Source organism: Shinella pollutisoli, from assembly GCF_024609765.1.
Taxonomy (GTDB): Bacteria; Pseudomonadota; Alphaproteobacteria; order Rhizobiales; family Rhizobiaceae; genus Shinella; species Shinella pollutisoli.
In genome coordinates this window covers 91,224-112,596 of the sequence record NZ_JANFDG010000002.1, presented here as the reverse complement: position 1 = coordinate 112,596, position 21,373 = coordinate 91,224, and the positions used below count along the sequence as shown (strand labels likewise).

Here is a 21,373-nt window from a genome sequence, read left to right as displayed (position 1 = left end):
TCGAATAATTTAGATCGTTCCAAATTGCAAGATAGAAGAGGTCCGCGTCTCCGCATAATTCAGCTAATAATTTCCGCAAGGAGCGCTTGACAAATTTGGAACGATCCAATTAACTGCCCGCACAACGAGCCGGGAGAGGCAGGGAGGAAGACCGTGAGCAAGGGACGCGTGACCGTCGTCGATATCGCACGCGCCGCCGGCGTGTCGAAGTCGACCGTCTCGCTCGTCCTGCAGGCGAGCCCCCTCGTCAACGAGGCGACCCGCGCCAGGGTGAACGCGGCGATCCGCGACCTCGGCTATGTCTACAACCGGGGCGCGGCAAACCTGCGCCAATCGGCCTCCTCCCGGATCATCGGCATCGTCGTCAACGATCTCACCAACTCCTTCTTCGCCGAGCTCGCCGTCGGCATGGACATGGTGCTGCAGTCGGCGGGCTACGTGCAGTTCCTCTCCAATTCCGCCGAAAGCCTCGACCGCCAGCGCCAGGTGATCGCCTCGATGCGCGAGCACGGCATTTCCGGCCTCATCCTCTCGCCCGCCCGCGGCACGGAGGCCGCCGACCTGAAGCCGCTCACCGCAAGCGGCGTGCCGGTCGTCGCCGTCGTGCGCAACGTGGTCGGCGCCAAGGTCTCGACGCTGTTTTCCGACAACCATGCGGGCGCCAAGGACGCCGTCCGGCACCTCATCTCGCTCGGCCACCGCCGCATCGCCTTCCTCGGCGGCATCGCCAACACGACGGTCTTCGCCGAGCGCACCCAGGGCTGGCGCGACGCGCTTGCGGAGGCCGGGCTGGAGGCGCCGGAAGAGCTGGCGATCGCCTCCACCGCCGCGCGTGCCGGCGGGGTCGCGGCCGTCGAGCGGGCGCTCTCCCTGCCCGTGCCGCCGACCGCCGCCCTCTGCTTCAACGACGCGGCCGCCTTCGGCGTTTGCGACGGGCTGCGCGCGAAGGGCAAGGAGCCCGGCCACGACTTCGCCGTCGTCGGCTTCGACGACGTAATCGAGGCGGAGACGGCCGTGCCGGCGCTGACGACCGTCTCGGTCGATCCGCAGGGCATGGGCCGGCGCGCGGCGCAGATGCTTCTGAAACAGATCAACGCGGGCCGGGTCGAGCCGGAGGCCGTCGTCAGCTCGGTGCGCCTCGTGGTGCGCGAAAGCTGCGGCGCGCCCCGTGCGGACGGGCAGAGGAGGATTTCGGCATGACGAGATGGGGGCTGATCGGCGCGAGCACGATCGCGAAGGAATGGGTGATCGGCGCGATCCGCGCCGCCGGCGGCGAGGTGGTCTCCGTGATGAGCACCGGCGCCGGACGCGGCCAGGCCTATGCCGCCGAGAACGGCATCGCGAAGGCCGTGACCGATCTCGACGCGCTGGTGAACGATCCCGCAATCGACGCCGTCTACATCTCCACCACCAACGAGCTCCACCGCGACCAGACGCTCGCGGCCGTGAGGGCCGGCAAGCACGTGCTGTGCGAGAAGCCGCTCGCCCTGTCGCTGGACGATGCCCGCGCCATGGTCGCCGCGGCCCGGGAGGCGGGCGTGGTGCTCGCCACCAATCATCACCTGCGCAACGCCGCCACCCATCGGGCGATCCGCGACGCCGTCCGCGCCGGCCGGATCGGCCGGCCGCTTGCCGCCCGCGTCTTCCACGCCGTCTACCTGCCGCCGCACCTGCAGGGCTGGCGGCTCGACAGGCCCGAGGCCGGCGGCGGCGTCATCCTCGACATCACCGTGCACGACACCGACACGCTGCGCTTCGTGCTCGACGACGACCCGGTGGAGGCCGTCGCCTTCTCGCAGGCCGGCGGCATGGCGAAGGGCGAGCTGGCGGACGCGGTCATGGGCGTGATGCGCTTCAAGTCCGGCCTGGTCGCCCAGTTCCACGACGGCTTCACCACCGGATATGCCGAGACCGGCCTCGAGGTGCACGGCACCGTGGGGTCGCTGGTCGGCCGCAACGTCATGACCCAGCGCGCGACGGGCACCGTGACGCTGCGCGACGCCACGGGCGAGCACGACCTGCCGCTCGACCACCGCAATCTCTACGAGACCGCGCTTGCCGCCTTCCATGCCGCCGTCGCCGGCAAGGGTGCGCCGGCCGCCACCGGCGAGGACGGCGTCTGGTCGCTCGCCGCCGGCCTTGCCGTGGTCGAGGCGGCCCGCACGGGCCGCGCGGTGAAGATCGAACCGGGACTCTGAAAGAAACGATGAGCAAGCATATTTCCCTCGAAGCGGCGGCACGCCTCATTCCCGACGGCGCGGTCGTCTCGGTCTCCTCCTCCTCCGGCCTCGGCTGCCCCGACCTGATGCTGAAGGCGATCGGCGCGCGCTTCGACGAGACGGGCCACCCGAGGAACCTGACGACGCTGCATCCGATCGCCGCCGGCGACATGAGTGGCATCAAAGGCGTGGACCACATCGCCAAGAAGGGCCTGCTCGCGAAGATCATCGCCGGCTCCTACCCTTCCGGCCCCTCCTCGTCCGAGCCGCCGCTGATCTGGCAGATGATCACCGGCAACGAGATCCCGGCCTACAACATCCCCTCCGGCATCCTCTTCGACATGCACCGCGAGGCCGCCGCCAGGCGCCCGGGCGTCATCACCAAGGTCGGGCTCGAAACCTTCGTCGACCCGACCCGCGAGGGCTGCGCGATGAACGCGCTGGCGAGCGCCGAGCCGGTGGTCGAGAAGATCGTCTTCGCCGGCGAGGACTGGCTCTATTTCAAGGCGATCGCACCCCAGGTGGCGATCATCCGCGCCACGACGGCCGACGAGCGCGGCAACCTCACCTACGAGCACGAGGGCGCCTATCTCGGCGGCCTCGACCAGGCGCTCGCCGCCCGCAACAACGGCGGCATCGTCATTGCCCAGGTGAAACGCATCACCAAGGACGGCTCGCTGAAGCCCCACGACGTGCGCGTGCCGGGCACGCTGGTCGACTATGTCGTGGTCGACCCGGAGCAGAAGCAGACGACGCAGACGCTCTATGATCCCACCATCTCCGGCGAGATCTTCCGGCCGCTCGGCTCGTTCCGCGTGCCGGAGTTCAACATCCAGAAGGTCATCGCCCGCCGCGTGGCGCAGGAGCTTGAGGCCGGCAGCGCCGTCAATCTCGGCTTCGGCATCTCCGCCAACGTGCCGCGCATCCTGCTGGAGGAAGGCCTGCACGGCGCCGTGACCTGGGTGATCGAGCAGGGCGCGGTCGGCGGCGTGCCGCTCCTCGACTTCGCCTTCGGCTGCGCCTCCAACGCCGATGCCTTCGTTCCCTCGCCCTACCAGTTCACCTATTTTCAGGGCGCCGGTTTCGACGCCTCGCTTCTCTCCTTCCTGGAGATCGGCCGCGACGGTTCGGTCAACGTCTCGAAGCTCTCCTTCCGCCCGCATGTGACCGCCGGCTGCGGCGGCTTCGTCGACATCACCGCGCGGGCGAGGAAGATCGTCTTCTCCGGCATGTTCAATGCCGGCGCCAAGCTCGCCGTGGCGGACGGCAGGCTCGTCATCGAGAAGGAAGGCAAGCTGAAGAAGCTGGTCGACGAGGTCGAGCACGTCACCTTCTCCGGCCCGCGCGGCGTCGCACAGGGCCAGGACATCACCTACGTCACCGAACGCTGCGTGATGAAGCTGACGCCGCGGGGCATCGTGCTCACCGAGATCGCGCCGGGCGTCGACCTTAAGGCGCATATCCTCGATCAGGCGGACTTCGACCTCGTCGTCCCGGCGGACCTTCGGACGATGGACGCCGCGCTGTTCAAGGACGCGCCGATCGGCCTGACGCTGCCGCAAAAGCCGCGACGCACGCTGGAAGGAGCCGCCCATGGCTGAGCCGCGCATCCGCGTCGAGGTGGAAGACGCCGTCGCGACGATCACCGTCGCGCGGCCGGAGAAGCTCAACGCCTTCGACATCGCCATGTTGCAGGAGCTTTCGGCCGCCTGCGACGCGGTCGAGGCGAACGCCGCCGTGCGCGTGGCGATCCTCACCGGCGAGGGCAAGGCCTTCTCCGCCGGCGGCGACATCAGGGCGTGGGCGGGCATGGAGCCGAACGAATTCGGCCATGCCTGGGTGCGCTTCGGCCATCGCGTCTTCGAGCGGCTGGCGACGCTGCGCATGCCGCTCATCGCCGCCGTCAACGGCCATGCGCTCGGCGGCGGGCTGGAGCTCGCCGCCGCCGCCGACATCCGCATCGCCGAGACGCAGGTCAAGATCGGCCTGCCGGAAGCCGGCCTCGGCATGGTGCCCGGCTGGTCCGGCACGCAGCGGCTGGTGAAGCGTTTCGGCGCACAGGCCGTGCGGCGCATGCTCATCGGCGGCGAGGTGCTGACCGCGGCGGAAGCGCAGACGCTCGGCATCGTCGATCAGGTCGTGGAGACCGGCATGGGCGTCCCGGCGGCGAAGGCCTATGCGGCGCGGGTCGCCGCGCGCGGCCCGGCGGCGACGGAGGTCTCCAAGCTGATGGTCACGATCGCGAACGGCGAGGACAACGGCGCGGCGGTCGAGGCGCTGGGCTCCATGCTCGTCGCCAAGACCGGGGACCTGAAGGAGGGCGTCGCCGCCTTCACGGAAAAGCGCCCCGCCGCCTTCAAGGGAGAATGGTGATGACCGCGCATGTGAAACCGAAGGCCCTGACCGACTACAAGCCGCGCGATTTCCGCATGCTGATCGACGGCGCCTGGACGAAAGGCGCGGGCGTCATCGAGCGCGTCGCGCCCGGCCACGGCAGCGTGGTGAGCCGCTATCCGGCCGGCACGAGGGCGGATGCCGAGCGCGCCATCGCCGCCGCGCGAAAAGCCTTCGACGACGGCCCCTGGCCGAACATGACCGGCGCGGAGCGCTCCAACATCCTGCTCAGGGCCGCCGACCTCATTGCTGCGCGCGCCGACGAGCTCGCCTTCCTCGACACGATCGAGAGCGGCAAGCCGATCTCCCAGGCCAAGGGCGAGCTCGGCGGGGCCGTCGACATCTGGCGCTATGCGGCGGCACTTGCCCGCGACCTGCACGGCGAGAGCTACAACACGCTCGGCGAAGGCACGCTCGGCGTCGTGCTGCGCGAGGCGATCGGCGTCGTCTCGATCATCACGCCCTGGAACTTCCCCTTCCTGATCGTCAGCCAGAAGCTGCCCTTCGCGCTCGCCGCCGGCTGCACGACCGTCGTGAAGCCCTCGGAACTGACCTCCGGCTCGACGCTGGTGCTCGGCGAGATCCTGCTCGAGGCCGGCGTGCCGGCCGGCGTCGTCAACATCCTCACCGGAACCGGCCCGGAGGTGGGAAGCGTGATGACGACCCATCCGGACGTCGACATGATCTCCTTCACGGGCTCGACCGGCGTCGGCCGCCTCACCATGGCGAACGCCGCGCAGACGCTCAAGAAGGTCTCGCTCGAGCTCGGCGGCAAGAACCCGCAGATCGTCTTCCCGGACGCGAACCTCGACGAATTCGTCGACGCCGCCGTCTTCGGCGCCTATTTCAATGCCGGCGAATGCTGCAATGCCGGCTCGCGGCTGATCCTGCACAAATCCATCGCGGCCGACGCCACCGCCCGCATCGCGGAACTGGCGCGCAAGGTGAAGGTCGGCGATCCGCTCGATCCGGCGACGCAGGTGGGCGCGATCATCACGCCGCAGCATCTGGAAAAGATCGGCGGCTACGTGGCGGGCGCCTCGCAGGCCGGCGCATCCGTGGCGCTCGGCGGCGAGGCGCTCGATCTCGGCCTCGGCCAGTTCATGGCGCCGACGATCCTCTCCGGCGTGACGTCCGACATGGCGGTCGCCCGCGAGGAGGTCTTCGGCCCCGTCCTTTCGGTGCTGACCTTCGAGACGACCGAGGAGGCGATCCGCATCGCCAACGCCATCGACTACGGTCTTTCGGCCGGCGTATGGAGCCGCGACTTCGACACCTGCCTGACGATCGGCCGCAAGGTGCGCGCCGGCACGGTCTGGATGAACACCTTCATGGACGGCGCCTCGGAGCTCCCCTTCGGCGGCTACCGCCAGTCCGGCCTCGGCCGCGAGCTCGGCCGCCACGCGGTGGAGGACTACACGGAGACGAAGACGCTCAACATGCATATCGGCGCGCGCACGAATTGGTGGGCACGGTGATGAGCAGGCGTATCCGCCCCCCTCTGGCCTGCCGGCCATCTCCCCCTCAAGGGGGGAGATCGGCAAGGCGCTTGCTCTTCGTTTCAATAGCGACGTTGGAGATGGGCGAAACATTGCCCCATCCGATCTCCCCCCTTGAGGGGGAGATGGCCGGCAGGCCAGAGAGGGGTATTTCATCACCCCGCCGCAAACCCGATCTGCGGCGCCTGCATCAGATGCAGCCCCTCCGCCGGCTCGCCGGCGATGCGGCGCAGGAGCAGCCGGCCCATCGCCTCGCCCGCGGCCGTCAGGTCCTCGTAGATCGTCTCGACCTTGGGCTGGATCTGGGTGAGCAGCCGCGAGGTCTGCTTGGCGACGATGTCGTATTCGGCGCCGAGCGTCAAGCCGTTGTCGCTCATGCCGGTGATCGTTGCGAGCGCCGAGACCTCGCCGGGACAGGCGAAGCCGTCCGGCGCATCCGGTCCGGCGGAGCGGCGGCGGACGTAGTCGCGGATCTGGTCGGCCGGGCAGTCGAGGTCGAGCCCCTCGGGGATCTCGTAGGCGACGCCCGCCTCGCGCACGGCGGTCATGAAGCCGTGCAGCATGTGCTGGTGGAAGGTGAGCCGCTTCGGCGGCAGGATGATCGTCACCTTGCGCCGTCCCTTGGCGATCAGCCGCTTCGTCGCCTCGTAGGCGAAGGCGACGTTGTCGTAGTCGACATAGGCGTGCGGCGTGGAGAATTCCGTGCGCCCGTGCGTGACGAAGGGAAAGCCATTTTCGTTGAGCAGCCGCACGCGCGGGTCGAAGGGCTCGGTGCGCGAGAAGATGAGGCCGTCGGCCATGCCGTTGCGGATGATGTAGTTGGCCGCGTCGACATTGCTGCCGTCGAGGAAGTTCGGCGTGACGATGAGATGATAGGGCGTACCCTGCAGCGCGCGGGCGAGGCCATGCATGATCGAGGTGCCGAAGCCGAGGATTTCCTCGTGCGGGTCGAGCAGCACGGCGATCACGTTGGTGCGGCCGGTCTTGAGGCGCTGGGCGGCGCGGTCGGGCAGGTAGCCGACCTCGGCGGCGACTGCGTGCACGCGGCGGCGCGTCGTCTCGGAGATCCTCGGATCGTTGCCGAGCGCCCGCGAGACGGTGGTGATCGCAAGCCCGGTCAGCTCCGCGATGGTCTTCAGCGTCGGCTTGGCCGTTCTGACGGTGCTGCGGGCGGTTTCGATGTCGGCGGACTTTTCGCTTCGGGACACGGGCAGGGTTCTTCGGATGGCGGCAGTCGATCGGCCGAACCATACCGGGCGGACACCTTTTCGGCAATCTTGCGCCGCACAGAATTTAAAACGTTTTCCATGCGGCGCACAAACCGGCCGCAAATCCCGGATTCTCCGGATGCCCGCGGGTTTTCCGCAATTGCGAAGCCTGCCATCCGGCAAGCGTGCAATGGCTTGACTCTGCAAATTTGCAACGTTTTAAATTGACATGGCGCTTTGAGCCGAAAAACGGAATACCGATGCCCGGGGGGCATCGGGGACATCGGCGGGGGAGCCCCCGCCCTCGAACTTGCAAACGGGAGGATATCGATGCGCAAGTTTCTGACGACGACCGCGATCGCCGCGGTGATGATGACGATGGGCGGCCTTGCCGCCAAGGCGGAGGAAGGCGTCGAGGTCCTGCACTGGTGGACCTCCGGCGGCGAGGCCGCGGCCCTCGACGTGCTCAAGAAGGACCTCGAGTCCAAGGGCATCTCCTGGACCGACATGCCGGTCGCCGGCGGCGGCGGCACGGAGGCGATGACGGTGCTGCGCGCCCGTGTGACCGCCGGCAACGCGCCGACGGCCGTGCAGATGCTCGGCTTCGACATCCTCGACTGGGCCAAGGAAGGCGCGCTCGGCAACCTCGACGAGGTCGCTGCCGCGGAGGGCTGGGACAAGGTGATCCCGACCGCGCTGCAGCAGTTCTCCAAGTATGACGGCCACTGGATCGCCGCGCCCGTCAACGTCCACTCCACCAACTGGGTCTGGATCAACAAGGCGGCGCTCGATGCGGCCGGCGGCAAGGAACCGGCCAACTGGGACGAGCTCGTCGCCCTTCTCGACAAGTTCAAGGAACAGGGCCTCACGCCCGTCGCCCATGGCGGCCAGGCCTGGCAGGACGCGACGATCTTCGACGCGGTCGTGCTCTCCTTCGGCAACGACTTCTACAAGAAGGCCTTCATCGACCTCGACGCCGAAACGCTCGGCGGCGCGCAGATGAAGGAGGCCTTCGACCGCATGGCGAAGCTGCGCTCCTACGTCGACGACAACTTCTCGGGCCGCGACTGGAACCTCGCCTCCGCCATGGTGATCGAGGGCAAGGCCGGCCTGCAGTTCATGGGTGACTGGGCGAAGGGCGAGTTCATCAAGGCCGGCAAGAAGCCGGGTGCGGACTTCGTCTGCATGCGCTTCCCCGGCACGCAGGGCTCCGTCACCTTCAACTCCGACCAGTTCGCGATGTTCAAGGTCGCCGACGACAAGGTCCCGGCCCAGCTCAAGATGGCGTCGGCCATCGAGAGCCCGGTCTTCCAGTCGGCCTTCAACGTGGTCAAGGGCTCGGCGCCGGCACGCACCGACGTTCCGGACACCGACTTCGACGATTGCGGCAAGAAGGCGATCAAGGACCTGGCCGAGGCCAACACCAATGGCTCGCTCTACGGCTCCATGGCGCACGGCCACGCCAACCCGGCCTCCGTCAAGAACGCCATCTACGACGTCGTGACCCGTCACTTCAACGGCGAGCTCACCTCCGAGGAAGCCGTGACGGAACTGGCCGCCGCCGTCGAGGCCGCAAAGTAAGCGAAGGGCTTTGCCCCTCACCCTAACCCTCTCCCCGCTTGCGGGGAGAGGGAACAGAGAGGGCGCGGCATATCTCCTTCTCCCCGCCTGCGGGGAGAAGGTGCCCGCAGGCGGATGAGGGGCAGTACCCGCCGCCCAAAACCAGATTTCAACGGTGGTAACGACCATGGATAGCCGAAGCCGGTTGCAGGAGCTTCTTCCGAAGCTCGTGCTGGCGCCCAGTTTCCTCATCGTGCTCGTCTTCGTCTACGGCTTCATCGCCTATACGGGCTTCCTGTCGATGACGGACAGCAAGATGCTGCCCTCCTACAATTTCGTGGGATTGAGCAACTATTCGAAGCTCTGGGCACTGCCGCACTGGTGGCGGGCGATCTCGAACCTCGCGATCTTCGCCTCGCTCTACATCGCCATCTGCTCGGTGCTGGGGCTGGGGCTTGCGATCCTGCTCGACCAGAAGATCCGCGCCGAAGGCGTGCTGAGGCCGATCTACCTCTACCCGATGGCGCTCTCCTTCATCGTTACCGGCACCGCCTGGAAATGGTTCCTCGACCCCGGCATCGGGCTCGAGAACACCATGCATCTGTGGGGCTGGGAGAGCTTCTCCTTCAACTGGATCAAGGACCGCAACTACGCGATCTACTGCGTGGTGATCGCCGCCGTCTGGCAGTCCTCCGGCTTCGTCATGGCGATGTTCCTCGCGGGCCTTCGCGGCGTCGACAACGAGATCATCAAGGCCGCCCAGATCGACGGCGCCTCCACCGTCACCGTTTACCGCCGCATCATCATCCCGCTGATGCGCCCGATCTTCCTCTCCGCCTTCGTCGTGCTCGCCCACCTCGCCATCAAGGCCTACGACCTCGTCGTCGCCTTGACTGGCGGCGGTCCCGGCCAGGCGACCGAGCTGCCGGCGACCTTCATGTATTCCTACACCTTCACCCGCAACCAGATGGGCATCGGCGCCTCGTCGGCCATCATCATGCTGGTGATGATCTTCTCGATCATCATCCCCTACCTCTATTCCGAGATCCGCGGAGGCAAAGGCCGATGAGCGCGCAAAGCCCCGACAACATCATCTCGCACGGCCGGCTGACGCGTGCGCTGATCTACACCGCCCTCATCCTCTTCGCGTTCTACTACCTGCTGCCGCTCTACGTGATGGTGGTGAACTCGCTGAAGCCGCTCGACGAGATCCGCCAGGGCGGCATGCTGAACCTGCCGCGGCAATGGACGATCGAGCCCTGGCTTTCCGCCTGGTCGACGGCGCAGATCGGCGTGCAGCCGACGGGCCTCAAGCCCTTCTTCATCAACTCGATCCTGATGGTCGTGCCGGCCGTGGCGATCTCCACCGTCATCGGTGCGCTGAACGGCTACGTGCTGACGAAGTGGCAGTTCAGGGGCTCGAATGTCTTCTTCGGCCTGCTGCTGCTTTCCTGCTTCATCCCGTTCCAGATCGTGCTGATCCCGATGGCGCGCATCCTCGGCTGGATCGGGCTCGCCGGTTCCCTCTGGGGCCTGATCCTCGTCCACGTCGTCTACGGCATCGGCTTCACGACGCTCTATTTCCGCAACTACTACGAGAACTTCCCGACCGAGCTGGTGCGCGCCGCGCAGATCGACGGCGCCGGCTTCTTCCAGATCTTCCGGCGCATCCTGCTGCCGTCCTCCGGGCCGATCATCGTCGTCTCCGTCATCTGGCAGTTCACCAACATCTGGAACGACTTCCTGTTCGGCGCCTCCTTCTCCGGCGCGTCGACGACGCCGATGACGGTGGCGCTCAACAACCTCGTCTCCTCGTCCACGGGGGTGAAGGAATACAACGTCCACTTCGCCGGCGCGATCCTCGCCGCCCTCCCCACCCTCATCGTCTACATCGTCTCCGGACGCTATTTCGTGCGCGGCCTGATGTCCGGCGCCGTGAAAGGATAGTCCCATGTCGTTCCTCAAGATCAGCAACCTGCGCAAGTCCTACGGTGCGCTCGAAATCCTGAAGGACATCAACCTGGAGATCGAGGAGGGCGGCTTCCTCGTGCTCGTCGGCCCGTCCGGCTGCGGCAAGTCCACGCTGCTCAACACCATCGCCGGGCTGGAGCCGATCACCTCCGGCGACATCGCCATCGACGGCCGCTCGGTCGCCGGCCTGCACCCGTCCAAGCGCGACATCGCCATGGTCTTCCAGTCCTACGCGCTCTATCCGAACATGACGGTCGCCGGCAACATCGCCTTCGGCATGGAGATCCGCGGCGTGCCGAAGGAGGAGCGCGACAAGGCGATCCGGCAGGTGGCGGACATGCTGCAGATCGGCCATCTCCTCGACCGCAAGCCCGGCCAGCTCTCCGGCGGCCAGCGCCAGCGCGTCGCCATGGGCCGGGCGCTCGTGCGCGACCCGAAGCTCTTCCTGTTCGACGAGCCGCTCTCCAACCTCGACGCCAAGCTGCGCGTCGACATGCGCACGGAGATCAAGCGCCTGCACCAGCGCATGAAGACGACCATCGTCTACGTGACGCACGACCAGATCGAGGCGATGACGCTGGCGACGAAGATCGCCGTCTTGAAGGACGGCGTGCTGCAGCAGTTCGGCTCGCCGGCCGAGATCTACAACAACCCCGCCAACACCTTCGTCGCCGACTTCATGGGCTCGCCGGCGATGAACCTGCTCAAGGGCACGATCGAGGCGGACGGCGGAAACCTCGCCGTCTCGCTCGCCCGTCCGAAGGCCGAGCCGCTGCTCCTCTCCGTGCCGCACGCGCCCGCCGGCCTTTCCGCCTATCGCGGCAGGGACGTGATCTTCGGCATCCGCCCGGAGGCGCTCACCGACCCCGACGGCGCCGACCGCAACGCCCGCACCGTGGCGGAGGGCGATTGCCTGATCGAGGTGGTCGAACCCGCCGGCGCCGACACCTTCGCCGTCACCAACCTCGGCGGCAAGGAGATCGTCGCCCGGCTTCGCGCCGACGTGCCGATCACCGCGGGCCAGACCGCGCGCCTCGCCTTCAACCTCGACAAGGCCGTGTTCTTCGACCCGGCGAGCCAGCTTCGCATCGCCTGAGACCGCCATGAGCAACGAACCGGACATCGTCATCATCGGCTCGGGCATCGGCGGGTCCACCATGGCCGCGCGCCTCGCGCCGACGGGCGCGAAGATCCTGATCCTGGAAGCGGGCGACCACATCGGCGACCGGCCGGAGAACCGCGACCAGCGCGCGATCTTCCAGCGCGGCCATTTCCGCCCGAAGGAGATGTGGTACGAAGCCGACGGCACCGCCTTCAACCCCGGCAACTACTACTATGTCGGCGGCAACTCGAAATTCTACGGCGCGGTGCTGGTGCGCTACCGCCGCGAGGATTTCGAGGAGATGCGCCACCGCGACGGCGTCTCGCCCGCCTGGCCCTTCCCCTACGAGGAGCTGGAGCCCTGGTACACGGCGGCCGAGCGCTTCTACAACGTGCGCGGCGCACTCGGCGAGGACCCGACCGAACCGCCGCATTCGGCCCCCTATCCCTTCCCGCCGGTGCCGGACGAACCGGCCATCGCCCGCGTGCGCGCGCGGATGAAGGAAAACGGCCTGCATCCCTATTCGCTGCCGCTCGGCGTCGACATCGACCGCTGGCTCGCCAAGGCGCGGACGCCGTGGGACGCGCATCCCAATTGCGACGACGGCAAGATGGACGCCGAGAGCGTCGCGCTCGCCGAGGCGCTGAAGCACCCGAACGTGCGGCTCATGACCGGCTGCCGTGTCACCCGGCTTGCCACCGCCCCGCACGGCCGCACCATCGCCACGGTCCACTACCGGCGCGACGGCGCGGCCGAAAGCGTCTCGCCCAAGCTCACCATCCTGTCGGCGGGCGCGGTGATGTCGGCGGCGATCCTGCTGCGCTCGGCCTCGGAAGCCTTCCCGAAGGGGCTCGCCAACACGTCCGACCAGGTCGGCCGCAACTTCATGAACCACAATTCGAGCGCGGTGATCGGCCTCTCGCCCTTCTACCGCAACGATTCCGTCTACCAGAAGACCTTCGGCTTCAACGACTACTACCTCTCGGACGGCGCCGGCGGCCCGCCGCTCGGCAACGTGCAGCTCCTCGGCCGCGTCTCCGGCCGCATCCTCAAGGCCAACATGCCGTCGATGCCGGAATGGCTGCTGGAACGGGTCGCCGCGCGCACGATCGACTTCTACGCCATGAGCGAGGACCTGCCGCATCCCGAAAGCCGCATCACGGTCGACCGCGACCGCATCGTCATGAAATGGACGCGCACCAACTGGCAGGCGCATCTCGACCTCGTCGCCAGGCTGAAGCAGGCGCTGAAGGCAGCCGGCTTCCCGGTCGTGCTCGCCCGCGCCTTCGACAAACGCACGCCCTCGCATCAGTGTGGCACGGTGCGCATCGGCGCCGACCCGGCGGAGGCCCCGCTCGACGTCTGGTGCCGGGCCTTCGATCATCCCAACCTCTTCGTCGTCGACGCCTCCTTCCTGCCGACCTCGGCCGCGGTGAACCCGGCTCTCACCGTCGCGGCCCAGGCGATGCGCGTCGCCGACCACATCCGCGCGCGGGAGTTCGCGGCATGAGCGGGCGGCCCGTCGCCATCGTCACCGGCGGCCGGCGCGGCATCGGCCTCGGCGTCGCGAGAGCCCTTGCCGCCGAAGGCTTCGACATCGCCGTCACCGGCATCGGCGACGGCGATGCGGCGACCGACGCCATGCTCGCGGAGCTTGCCGGCGACGGCGGCCGGGCGCTCTACGTCAAGGGCGATCTGGCCGACCTTTCCGGCCATGCGGCGACGGTCGCCGAGATCGAGGACCGGCTCGGCGCCATCGCCTGCCTCGTCAACAATGCCGGCATCGCCTCCGTCGTGCGCGGCGACTTGCTCGATCTCTCGCCGGAGAATTTCGACACGATCGTCGCCACGAACCTGCGCGGCACGGTGTTCTTCACCCAGGCCGTCGTGCGGGCGATGCTGCACGGCAGGCAGGCGGTGGGGCCGCGCGCGATCGTCAACATCACCTCCGTCTCGGCCGCGCTCTCCTCGCCGGAGCGGCTCGACTACTGCATGACCAAGGCGGGGCTTTCGGCCTTCAGCCAGGGGCTGGCGCTGAGGCTGGCGGAGACCGGGATTTCCGTCTTCGAGCTCCGCCCCGGCATCGTCCGCTCCGACATGACGGCCGGGGTTTCGGCGAAATACGACGCGCTGATCGCGGACGGGCTGGTGCCGATGAAGCGCTGGGGCGAGCCGGACGACATCGGCAAGGCCGCCGCGGCTCTCGCCAGCGGCAGGTTCGCCTTCGCCACCGGCTCGGTGATCAATCTCGACGGCGGCCTGTCGATCGGGCGGCTTTGAGCAAGCTTCGCCCCTCACCCCGCCCTCTCCCCGCATGCGGGGAGAGGGCGACGAGACGGTGCGGCATATCCTTCCCCCGCCGCGCGAGACGGTGGCCGGCAGGCCGGATGAGGGGCAATTCACAGCCGTCGACGGCACCGAAATTCTGAGGACCAGGGCATGACCTACGACTACATCATCACCGGCGCCGGGCCTGCGGGCTGCGTGCTCGCCAATCGCCTCTCCGAGGACCCGACGGTGCGGGTGCTGCTGCTGGAGGCCGGCGGCGGCGACTGGAACCCGCTGTTCCACATGCCGGCGGGCTTCGCCAAGATGACCAAGGGGGTGGCGAGCTGGGGCTGGGAGACCGTGCCGCAGAAGCACATGAAGGGCCGCGTGCTGCGCTATACCCAGGCCAGGGTGATCGGCGGCGGCTCCTCGATCAACGCCCAGCTCTATACCCGCGGCAATGCCGCCGACTACGACCTCTGGGCAAGTGAGGAGGGCTGCGAGGGCTGGGACTACCGCTCGGTCCTGCCCTATTTCAAGCGCGCCGAGGACAACCAGCGCTTCGCCGACGACTACCATGCCTATGGCGGGCCGCTCGGCGTCTCCATGCCGGTCTCGGCCCTGCCGATCTGCGACGCCTATATCCGCGCCGGCCAGGAGCTCGGCATCCCCTACAACGCCGATTTCAACGGCCGCCGACAGGCGGGCGTCGGCTTCTATCAGTTGACGCAGCGCAACCGCCGCCGCTCCTCCGCCTCGCTCGCCTATCTCTCGCCGGTCAAGGGACGCAGGAACCTGACGATCCGCACCGGCGCCCGCGTCGCCCGCATCGTGCTGGAGGGAACCCGCGCCGTCGGCGTCGAGGTGGTGACGGGCAAGGGCCTGGAGACGATCCGCGCGGAACGCGAGGTGCTCGTCTCCTCCGGCGCCATAGGCTCGCCGAAGCTGCTGCTGCAATCGGGCATCGGCCCGGCCGATCACCTCCGGTCCGTCGGCGTCGCGGTGAAGCACGACCTGCCCGGCGTCGGCTCGAACATGCAGGACCATCTCGACCTCTTCGTCATCTGCGAATGCACGGGCGACCATACCTATGACGGCGTGGCGAAGCTGCACCGCACGCTCTGGGCCGGCATCCAGTACGTGCTGTTCCGCTCCGGCCCCGTCGCCTCCTCGCTCTTCGAGACGGGCGGCTTCTGGTACGCCGATCCGGACGCCCGCTCGCCCGACATCCAGTTCCATCTCGGCCTCGGCTCCGGCATCGAGGCGGGCGTCGAACGGCTGAAGAACGCCGGCGTGACGCTGAACTCCGCCTATCTCCATCCGCGCTCGCGCGGCACGGTCCGGCTTTCCTCCGCCGATCCCGCCGCCGCGCCGCTGATCGACCCCAACTACTGGGAGGACCCGCACGACCGGAAGATGTCGATCGAGGGGCTGAAGATCGCCCGGGAGATCATGCAGCAGGCGGCGCTGAAACCCTACGTGCTGGCCGAGCGCCTGCCCGGCCCGAGGGCCGTGACCGACGAGGACCTCTTCGACTACGGCTGCGCCAACGCCAAGACCGACCACCACCCGGTCGGCACCTGCAGGATGGGCACGAGCCCGGACGCCGTCGTCGGCCTCGACCTGAAGGTGCGCGGGCTGGAGGGCCTGCGCGTCTGCGACAGTTCCGTCATGCCGCGCGTTCCCTCTTGCAATACCAATGCGCCGACCATCATGGTGGGGGAGAAGGGGGCCGACATCATCCGCGATCTGCCGCCGCTGCCGGCCCAGGTCTTCCTCCACGAACGCAACGACGCGCGCCCGCGTGCCCGCGCCGACATCCGATAGGTGCCGCCATGATCCGCCATTGCGTCTTCATCCGCTTCAAGCCCGTCATCTCCGCCGCCTACAAGGCGGAGCTGTTCGAGGAGATCGCCGCCCTCAGGAACCGCCTGCCCGGCATCCTCGCCGTGCATATCGGCGGCAACGTCAGCCCGGAGACCGGCATGGACAAGGGCTATGCCGACGGCTTCATCGTCGACTTCGCCGACAGCTTCTCCCGCGACGCCTACCTGGACGATCCGGGCCATCGGGAGACCGGCGCGCGGCTCGTCGCCGCGGCCGAGGGCGGCATCGGAGGCATTCTCGTCTACGACCTCGAAACCGCCGACCGCTAGCCGCCCGATCCGCCGGATCGCCTGCGTTTCGTCAGCAAATATTAAGCAGCGCGTGCCACTCTGCGGGGCGAAAGGTCAACGGGACGCCTGATGAACCGCAGCGAGCGCACATCCTTCGAGGGGCTGGGATATTACGTCCCGGCCTTGATCGTCGCCGTCGCCGTCCTCTTCGCGGCCGTCTTCACCGACATGCAGAAGCGCAGGCTGGACGAGGAGTACCTGCGCTCCTTCACCACCGAGCAGCTCGCGCTGCTGCAATCGCGCCTGCAGGGCAATATCCAGGGCGACATCAAGCTCGTCCAAGGCCTCGTCGCCGCGCTCTCGACGGAGCCGGACATGCCGCCGGAGCGCTTCGCCGATCTCGCCAGCCGCATCTTCCGCGAGGACACGCAGCTGCGCAACCTCGCCATCGCGCCGGATTTCGTGGTGACGCTCGCCTATCCGCTGAAGGGCAACGAGCGCTCCATCGGCCTCGACTACCGCAAGAAGGAGGCGCAGCGTGCCGCCGCCATGCGCGTGCGCGATCTCGGGCGGCTGATCGTCACCGGCCCGGTCGAGCTCGTGCAGGGCGGCCTCGGCGTTATCGCCCGCTATCCGATCTATGCCGGCAAGGACGGCAGCCGCACCTTCCACGGCATCGCCTCCGCCGTGATCGACCTCGACAGGCTGCTCGCCAACAGCGGCTTCGACGACGACCTGAAGATCGCCGTCTCCATCACCAGCCGCCCGCACGACGGGAACACCACGAAGACCTTCTTCCGGACCGCAAGGCCGGTCGACACGAACCCCGTCGTCATGACCGTCGACCTCGGCCACGAGGAATGGGTGCTCTCCGCCTCGCCGCTCAACGGATGGCAGCAGCCCTCGGCCGACCTCGGCCTCTTCCGCGGCGGCCTGACGCTGCTCGTCCTCATCGTCGTCGCGCCGATGATCTGGGTCGGCTACCTGATGAAGGACCGCCACCGCCACATCCTCGCCCTGCAGGACCGCGAGGACCGGCTGGAGACGGTCTCCCAGCGCCTGCAGCTCGCCCTCGACGCCTCCAAGGTCGGCGTCTGGGAATACGACGCCGACACCGGATCGCTCTCCTGGGACGGCCGCATGCGCGAGCTCTACAACGTCTCGCCGCACAAGCCGATCTGCAGCTACGAGGACTGGCGGGCCGCGCTTCATCCGGACGACATCGAGGAGGCCGAGCGCGTCTTCGCCGAGGCCATCGAGAAGGAGAAGTCCTACATCACCGAGTTCCGCGTCATCACGGCCGACGGCCGGACGCGGCACATCCGCGCCCACGGCATCACCCGCCGCACCGCGCGCGGCGGCATGGGCATCGTCGGCGCCAACTGGGACGTGACCGAGGACATCCGCCTCAGGGAAGAGCTGCTGAAGGCGAAGCTCACCGCCGAGGCGCAGAACAAGGCGCTGGAAGACGCCCATCTCGTCATGGAGCACAACGCGCTGCACGACGCCCTGACGCGCCTGCCGAACCGCCGCTTCCTCGACCAGCAGCTGTCGCTCGCCGGCGGCGGCGGGCCGCTCACGCTGCTGCACATCGACCTCGACCGCTTCAAGGACATCAACGACACGCTCGGCCACGCCGCCGGCGACGAGGTGCTGAAGCACGCCGCGACCGTGCTGCGCGACCATATTCCGGCGGAGGACTTCATCGCCCGCATCGGCGGCGACGAATTCGTGCTGCTCTCGCGGCGCGATCCGAAGGCGGCCGACTTCACCGCGCTCGCCACCCGCCTCGTCGAGGCGATCAGCGAGCCGATGACCATCGAGGGCCACGACTGCCGCATCGGCGCCAGCGTCGGCATCGCCACGCGCAACGAGCCCGGCGAATCGGCCGAGCAGCTCCTCGTCAATGCCGACATCGCCCTCTACGAGGCCAAGCGCCGGGGCCGCAACCGCGTCGAATCCTTCAACGACGAGCTGCGCCTCAAGACGGTCGAGATCAAGCGGCTCAGCGACGACATCCTGCGCGGCCTGGAACGGCGCGAGTTCCGCGCCTTCTTCCAGCCGCAGTTCGACGCCCGGACGCTGGAGATCGTCGGCGTCGAGGCGCTCGCGCGCTGGGAGCACCCGACGCGCGGCTTCATCGCCCCCGACACGTTCCTGCCGGTCGCCGAGACGCTCAACGTCGTGGCGAAGATCGACGAGACGATCCTCGACCAGGCGCTGTTCCAGGCGACGCGCTGGAAGGCGCAGGGCCTCGACATCCCGCGCGTCTCCGTCAACGTCTCCTGCCAGCGCCTGCGCGACGAGACGCTGGTCGAGAAGCTGCGCGGCATGAACATCCGCCCCGGCACGCTCACCTTCGAGCTCCTGGAATCGATCTCCTTCGACGGCGCCGACGACGCGCTGAAGCGGTCGATCGAGGAGATCAAGGCACTCGGCATCGACATCGAGATCGACGATTTCGGCACCGGCCACGCCTCCATCGTCAGCCTGCTCGAGCTCTCGCCGAAGCGGCTGAAGATCGACCGGCGCCTCATCCTGCCGCTGATCGAATCGCGCGCGCAGCAGAGCCTCGTCGGCTCGATCATCGACATCGGCCGCGTGCGCGGCATCGAGATCGTCGCCGAGGGCGTCGAGACGATCGCCCATGCCGAACTCCTGCGGGCGCTCGGCTGTCACGCCCTGCAGGGCTACGCCTTCGCCCGGCCGATGGCCGCCGATGCCTTCCTCACCTTCGCGAAGGCGCGCGAGTGGATGCCGGCAAACGGCGAACGGCTCAGCCGGGCAGGAGCGAAATGAGGGCGTTCGCGACTGCCGCGCCGTCGTGGTGGCCGCGCTGCCAGGGATCCTCGAACTCGCCGGTCGTCACCGTCGCGCCCAGCGTGGAAGCGGCCTTCTCCAGGGCTCCCGTCGACAGATAGGCGAAGGCGCCCACGGTCTTCTCGAAGGGAAGCAGCTGGCGGTTCGCCAGGATGTCGGTGAAGGGACGCCTTTCCCCGCCGCCGTTCCCGCGCCAGAGGGCGCCGGCGATCTCCACCATCCGCGCGAGGTCAAGCCCGCGCGTCTCCCGGCATTGCAGGATATTGCCGACGAAGACCCGCCGGGCCTGCCGGTTGCGGGCGATCGCCGGCACGATGCCCTCCACCAGGAGATGCGGCAGCACGCTGGTGAAGAAGCTGCCCGGGCCGAAGACGACCGCGTCGGCGCTCTCAAGGCTCTCCAGCACGGCCTCGTTGGCGCGCGCCGTCCCGCCGTCCGGGCCGGCGAGCGCGATCTCGCGGATACCGGCCGCGCCGTCCCTGTCCTCCAGCGCCGTCATCCGGTGCTGGCCGGCAACCGTCCGGCCGTCGTTCAGCGCGGCGGAAAGGTCGAGGCCGCTCATGGCCGAGGAGGGCCAGACATGGCCGGCGATGTCGCAGAGCTTGCGGAAGACGAAGATCGCCGTGTTGATCTCGCCGTTGTGGGCGAGATGCGCGCCCGTGAGGATGAAATTGCCGACGCTGCCGTTGCGGAAGTCGAAATCCGGCCCCACCGCCGCGCGGAAGATGCGCAGGTAGTTGAGGATCGCGCCGCGCAGGCCGGGCTCCATGCGTTCGAGCAGCGGATGCCGCCCCTCGGCGTAGAAGGCGAATTCCGTCCGCGCGTCCGCCTCGCTGCCGCTGGTGAGCCGCACGTTGCAGACCTTCACCACGTCGCCCGCCCGGCCCTCGCCGTGCGCCATGGTCATCAGCGCCTGGCGGATATCGCCGACGGAGAGCACGTCGAGGCTGTCGCGGATGACCTTGGAACTGCCGCCGCTGTCCCAGGCCGGCACGACCCGCGTCAGCCGGACCGGCAGGGCGCAGAGCGCGATGTTGAGGGCGCGGCAGGCCGTCCCGCCCGAAAAGAGCACGATATGCGGCAAACGGCTTGCGGCCATCCTTCCCCCTGTCCTTCGGGCGGTCCCGATCCGGATTCCCGTATAATCCGCGCGCGCCGCTCTGGAAATGGCCCCGGCCGCCCTATCTTTCACGGACGAAGGCAGCGGCGCGGGAAACCTGTGGTCGGCTGAGAAAAATATTCGCATTTGCCGATTTTATTCGCAGTTTTCTGCCCATCGTTCTGCGGCGTTTTCTGCGATCTATCGCCCCATCGAACACCGGAACGGAGTTTCAAGATGAACTGGTTGAAGACCATCGCCGCCGCAGCGGCCCTGCAGGCGGCCCTCCTCGCCCCCGCCCATGCCGGAGAGAACCTCGCCGCGATCCAGGCTGCGGGCGCCCTGAAGATCGGCACCGAGGGCACCTACGCGCCCTTCACCTACCATGACGAGACCGGCAAGCTGGTCGGCTTCGACGTCGAGATCGGCGAAGCGATCGCCGAGCGCCTCGGCGTCAAGGCCGAGTTCCTGGAAGGCAAGTGGGACGGCCTCATCGCCGGCCTCGACGCCAACCGCTACGACGCGGTGATCAACCAGGTCGGCATCACCGAGGAGCGCAAGAAGAAATACGACTTCTCCGAGCCCTACATCGCCTCCAAGGCCGTGCTGATCGTGCGCGCCGACGACGACAGCATCAAGGGCTTCGAGGACCTCAAGGGCAAGAAGTCCGCCCAGTCGCTGACCAGCAACTTCGGCAAGCTCGCCGAGCAGTCCGGCGCCGAGCTCGTCGGCACCGACGGCTTCGACCAGTCGATCCAGCTCGTGCTGACCGGCCGCGCCGACGCGACGATCAACGACAGCCTGTCCTTCCTCGACTTCAAGAAGCACAAGCCCGACGCCAATGTGAAGATCGCCGCCGAACAGGCCGACGCCGACCATTCCGGCGTCATCATCCGCAAGGGCGAGCCGGAGCTGCTGGAGGCGATCAACAAGGCGCTCGCCGACATCAAGGCCGACGGCACCTACCTGAAGATCGCCGAGAAGTATTTCGGCCAGGACGTGTCGAAATAACCGGGGCAACCGCGGCGGCGGTTTCGCTTCCGCCGCCCGTTGATCCATAATATCGCCGACGATGGCCGGGGACCGCCCCGGCCAGTGCCTTTGCGAAGGACCCGC

The 21,373-nt window shown here is 68.0% G+C and carries 17 protein-coding genes; 15 read left to right on the top strand and 2 right to left on the bottom strand.

Annotated features, from left to right (window positions below):
* Positions 1-153 precede the first annotated feature (153 nt).
* The 5 genes from NNZ72_RS02070 to NNZ72_RS02050 are packed head-to-tail and all read left to right on the top strand — an operon-like array spanning position 154 to position 6,091.
* Positions 154-1,200, top strand: coding sequence for a LacI family DNA-binding transcriptional regulator (locus NNZ72_RS02070; protein WP_257311962.1), 1,047 nt, complete (start codon positions 154-156; stop codon positions 1,198-1,200).
* A complete protein-coding gene (locus NNZ72_RS02065; RefSeq protein WP_257311959.1) occupies positions 1,197-2,198 on the top strand; it encodes a Gfo/Idh/MocA family protein in 1,002 nt (333 codons plus the stop codon). The genes NNZ72_RS02070 and NNZ72_RS02065 overlap by 4 nt, the downstream gene beginning before the upstream one ends.
* An 8-nt stretch (positions 2,199-2,206) precedes the next feature.
* Positions 2,207-3,820 carry an acyl CoA:acetate/3-ketoacid CoA transferase gene (locus tag NNZ72_RS02060; RefSeq protein ID WP_257311956.1) on the top strand — a complete coding sequence of 538 codons (1,614 nt, stop codon included), beginning with the start codon at positions 2,207-2,209 and terminating at the stop codon, positions 3,818-3,820.
* Complete coding sequence (locus NNZ72_RS02055; protein WP_257311954.1) at positions 3,813-4,592, top strand: enoyl-CoA hydratase/isomerase family protein; 780 nt, start codon at positions 3,813-3,815, stop codon at positions 4,590-4,592. The genes NNZ72_RS02060 and NNZ72_RS02055 overlap by 8 nt, the downstream gene beginning before the upstream one ends.
* Complete coding sequence (locus NNZ72_RS02050) at positions 4,586-6,091, top strand: aldehyde dehydrogenase family protein (protein ID WP_257311952.1); 1,506 nt, start codon at positions 4,586-4,588, stop codon at positions 6,089-6,091. Before NNZ72_RS02055 ends, NNZ72_RS02050 begins: the two co-directional genes overlap by 7 nt.
* A 176-nt stretch (positions 6,092-6,267) precedes the next feature.
* On the opposite strand, the gene NNZ72_RS02045 is transcribed toward NNZ72_RS02050, so the two are convergent.
* Complete coding sequence (locus tag NNZ72_RS02045) at positions 6,268-7,320, bottom strand: LacI family transcriptional regulator (RefSeq protein ID WP_257311949.1); 1,053 nt, start codon at positions 7,318-7,320, stop codon at positions 6,268-6,270.
* A 369-nt stretch (positions 7,321-7,689) separates the two neighbouring features.
* Between NNZ72_RS02045 and NNZ72_RS02040 the strand changes: the two genes are divergently transcribed.
* From NNZ72_RS02040 to NNZ72_RS02000, 9 genes are all read left to right on the top strand, one after another.
* On the top strand, positions 7,690-8,901 hold the full coding sequence (locus tag NNZ72_RS02040) for an ABC transporter substrate-binding protein (RefSeq protein ID WP_371747682.1): 1,212 nt from the start codon (positions 7,690-7,692) through the stop codon (positions 8,899-8,901).
* A 166-nt stretch (positions 8,902-9,067) separates the two neighbouring features.
* Positions 9,068-9,949 carry a carbohydrate ABC transporter permease gene (locus NNZ72_RS02035; protein WP_257311943.1) on the top strand — a complete coding sequence of 294 codons (882 nt, stop codon included), beginning with the start codon at positions 9,068-9,070 and terminating at the stop codon, positions 9,947-9,949.
* Positions 9,946-10,827, top strand: coding sequence for a carbohydrate ABC transporter permease (locus NNZ72_RS02030; protein WP_257311940.1), 882 nt, complete (start codon positions 9,946-9,948; stop codon positions 10,825-10,827). The genes NNZ72_RS02035 and NNZ72_RS02030 overlap by 4 nt, the downstream gene beginning before the upstream one ends.
* A gap of 4 nt (positions 10,828-10,831) precedes the next feature.
* Positions 10,832-11,947 carry an ABC transporter ATP-binding protein gene (locus NNZ72_RS02025; protein ID WP_257311938.1) on the top strand — a complete coding sequence of 372 codons (1,116 nt, stop codon included), beginning with the start codon at positions 10,832-10,834 and terminating at the stop codon, positions 11,945-11,947.
* Positions 11,948-11,954: 7 nt separating this feature from the next.
* Positions 11,955-13,463 (top strand): GMC oxidoreductase, encoded by a 1,509-nt coding sequence (locus NNZ72_RS02020; RefSeq protein WP_257311935.1) that lies wholly within the window; start codon positions 11,955-11,957, stop codon positions 13,461-13,463.
* Positions 13,460-14,233, top strand: a complete 774-nt coding sequence (locus tag NNZ72_RS02015) for a 3-ketoacyl-ACP reductase (protein ID WP_257311932.1) — start codon at positions 13,460-13,462, stop codon at positions 14,231-14,233. Before NNZ72_RS02020 ends, NNZ72_RS02015 begins: the two co-directional genes overlap by 4 nt.
* A 159-nt stretch (positions 14,234-14,392) precedes the next feature.
* Positions 14,393-16,048, top strand: coding sequence for a GMC family oxidoreductase (locus NNZ72_RS02010; RefSeq protein ID WP_257311929.1), 1,656 nt, complete (start codon positions 14,393-14,395; stop codon positions 16,046-16,048).
* 8 nt (positions 16,049-16,056) lie between these two features.
* The gene (locus tag NNZ72_RS02005; RefSeq protein WP_257311926.1) at positions 16,057-16,377 is read left to right on the top strand and encodes a Dabb family protein; all 321 of its coding nucleotides are present in this window, start codon (positions 16,057-16,059) and stop codon (positions 16,375-16,377) included.
* A gap of 90 nt (positions 16,378-16,467) precedes the next feature.
* Positions 16,468-19,137, top strand: a complete 2,670-nt coding sequence (locus tag NNZ72_RS02000; protein WP_257311924.1) for a bifunctional diguanylate cyclase/phosphodiesterase — start codon at positions 16,468-16,470, stop codon at positions 19,135-19,137.
* Here the strand turns inward: NNZ72_RS02000 and NNZ72_RS01995 are convergent.
* On the bottom strand, positions 19,115-20,257 hold the full coding sequence (locus tag NNZ72_RS01995) for a gluconeogenesis factor YvcK family protein (RefSeq protein ID WP_257311921.1): 1,143 nt from the start codon (positions 20,255-20,257) through the stop codon (positions 19,115-19,117). The two genes, NNZ72_RS02000 and NNZ72_RS01995, sit on opposite strands and share 23 nt — an antisense overlap.
* Before the next feature lie 237 nt (positions 20,258-20,494).
* Between NNZ72_RS01995 and NNZ72_RS01990 the strand changes: the two genes are divergently transcribed.
* Positions 20,495-21,268, top strand: coding sequence for an amino acid ABC transporter substrate-binding protein (locus NNZ72_RS01990; protein ID WP_257311917.1), 774 nt, complete (start codon positions 20,495-20,497; stop codon positions 21,266-21,268).
* The last annotated feature ends 105 nt before the right edge of the window (positions 21,269-21,373 follow it).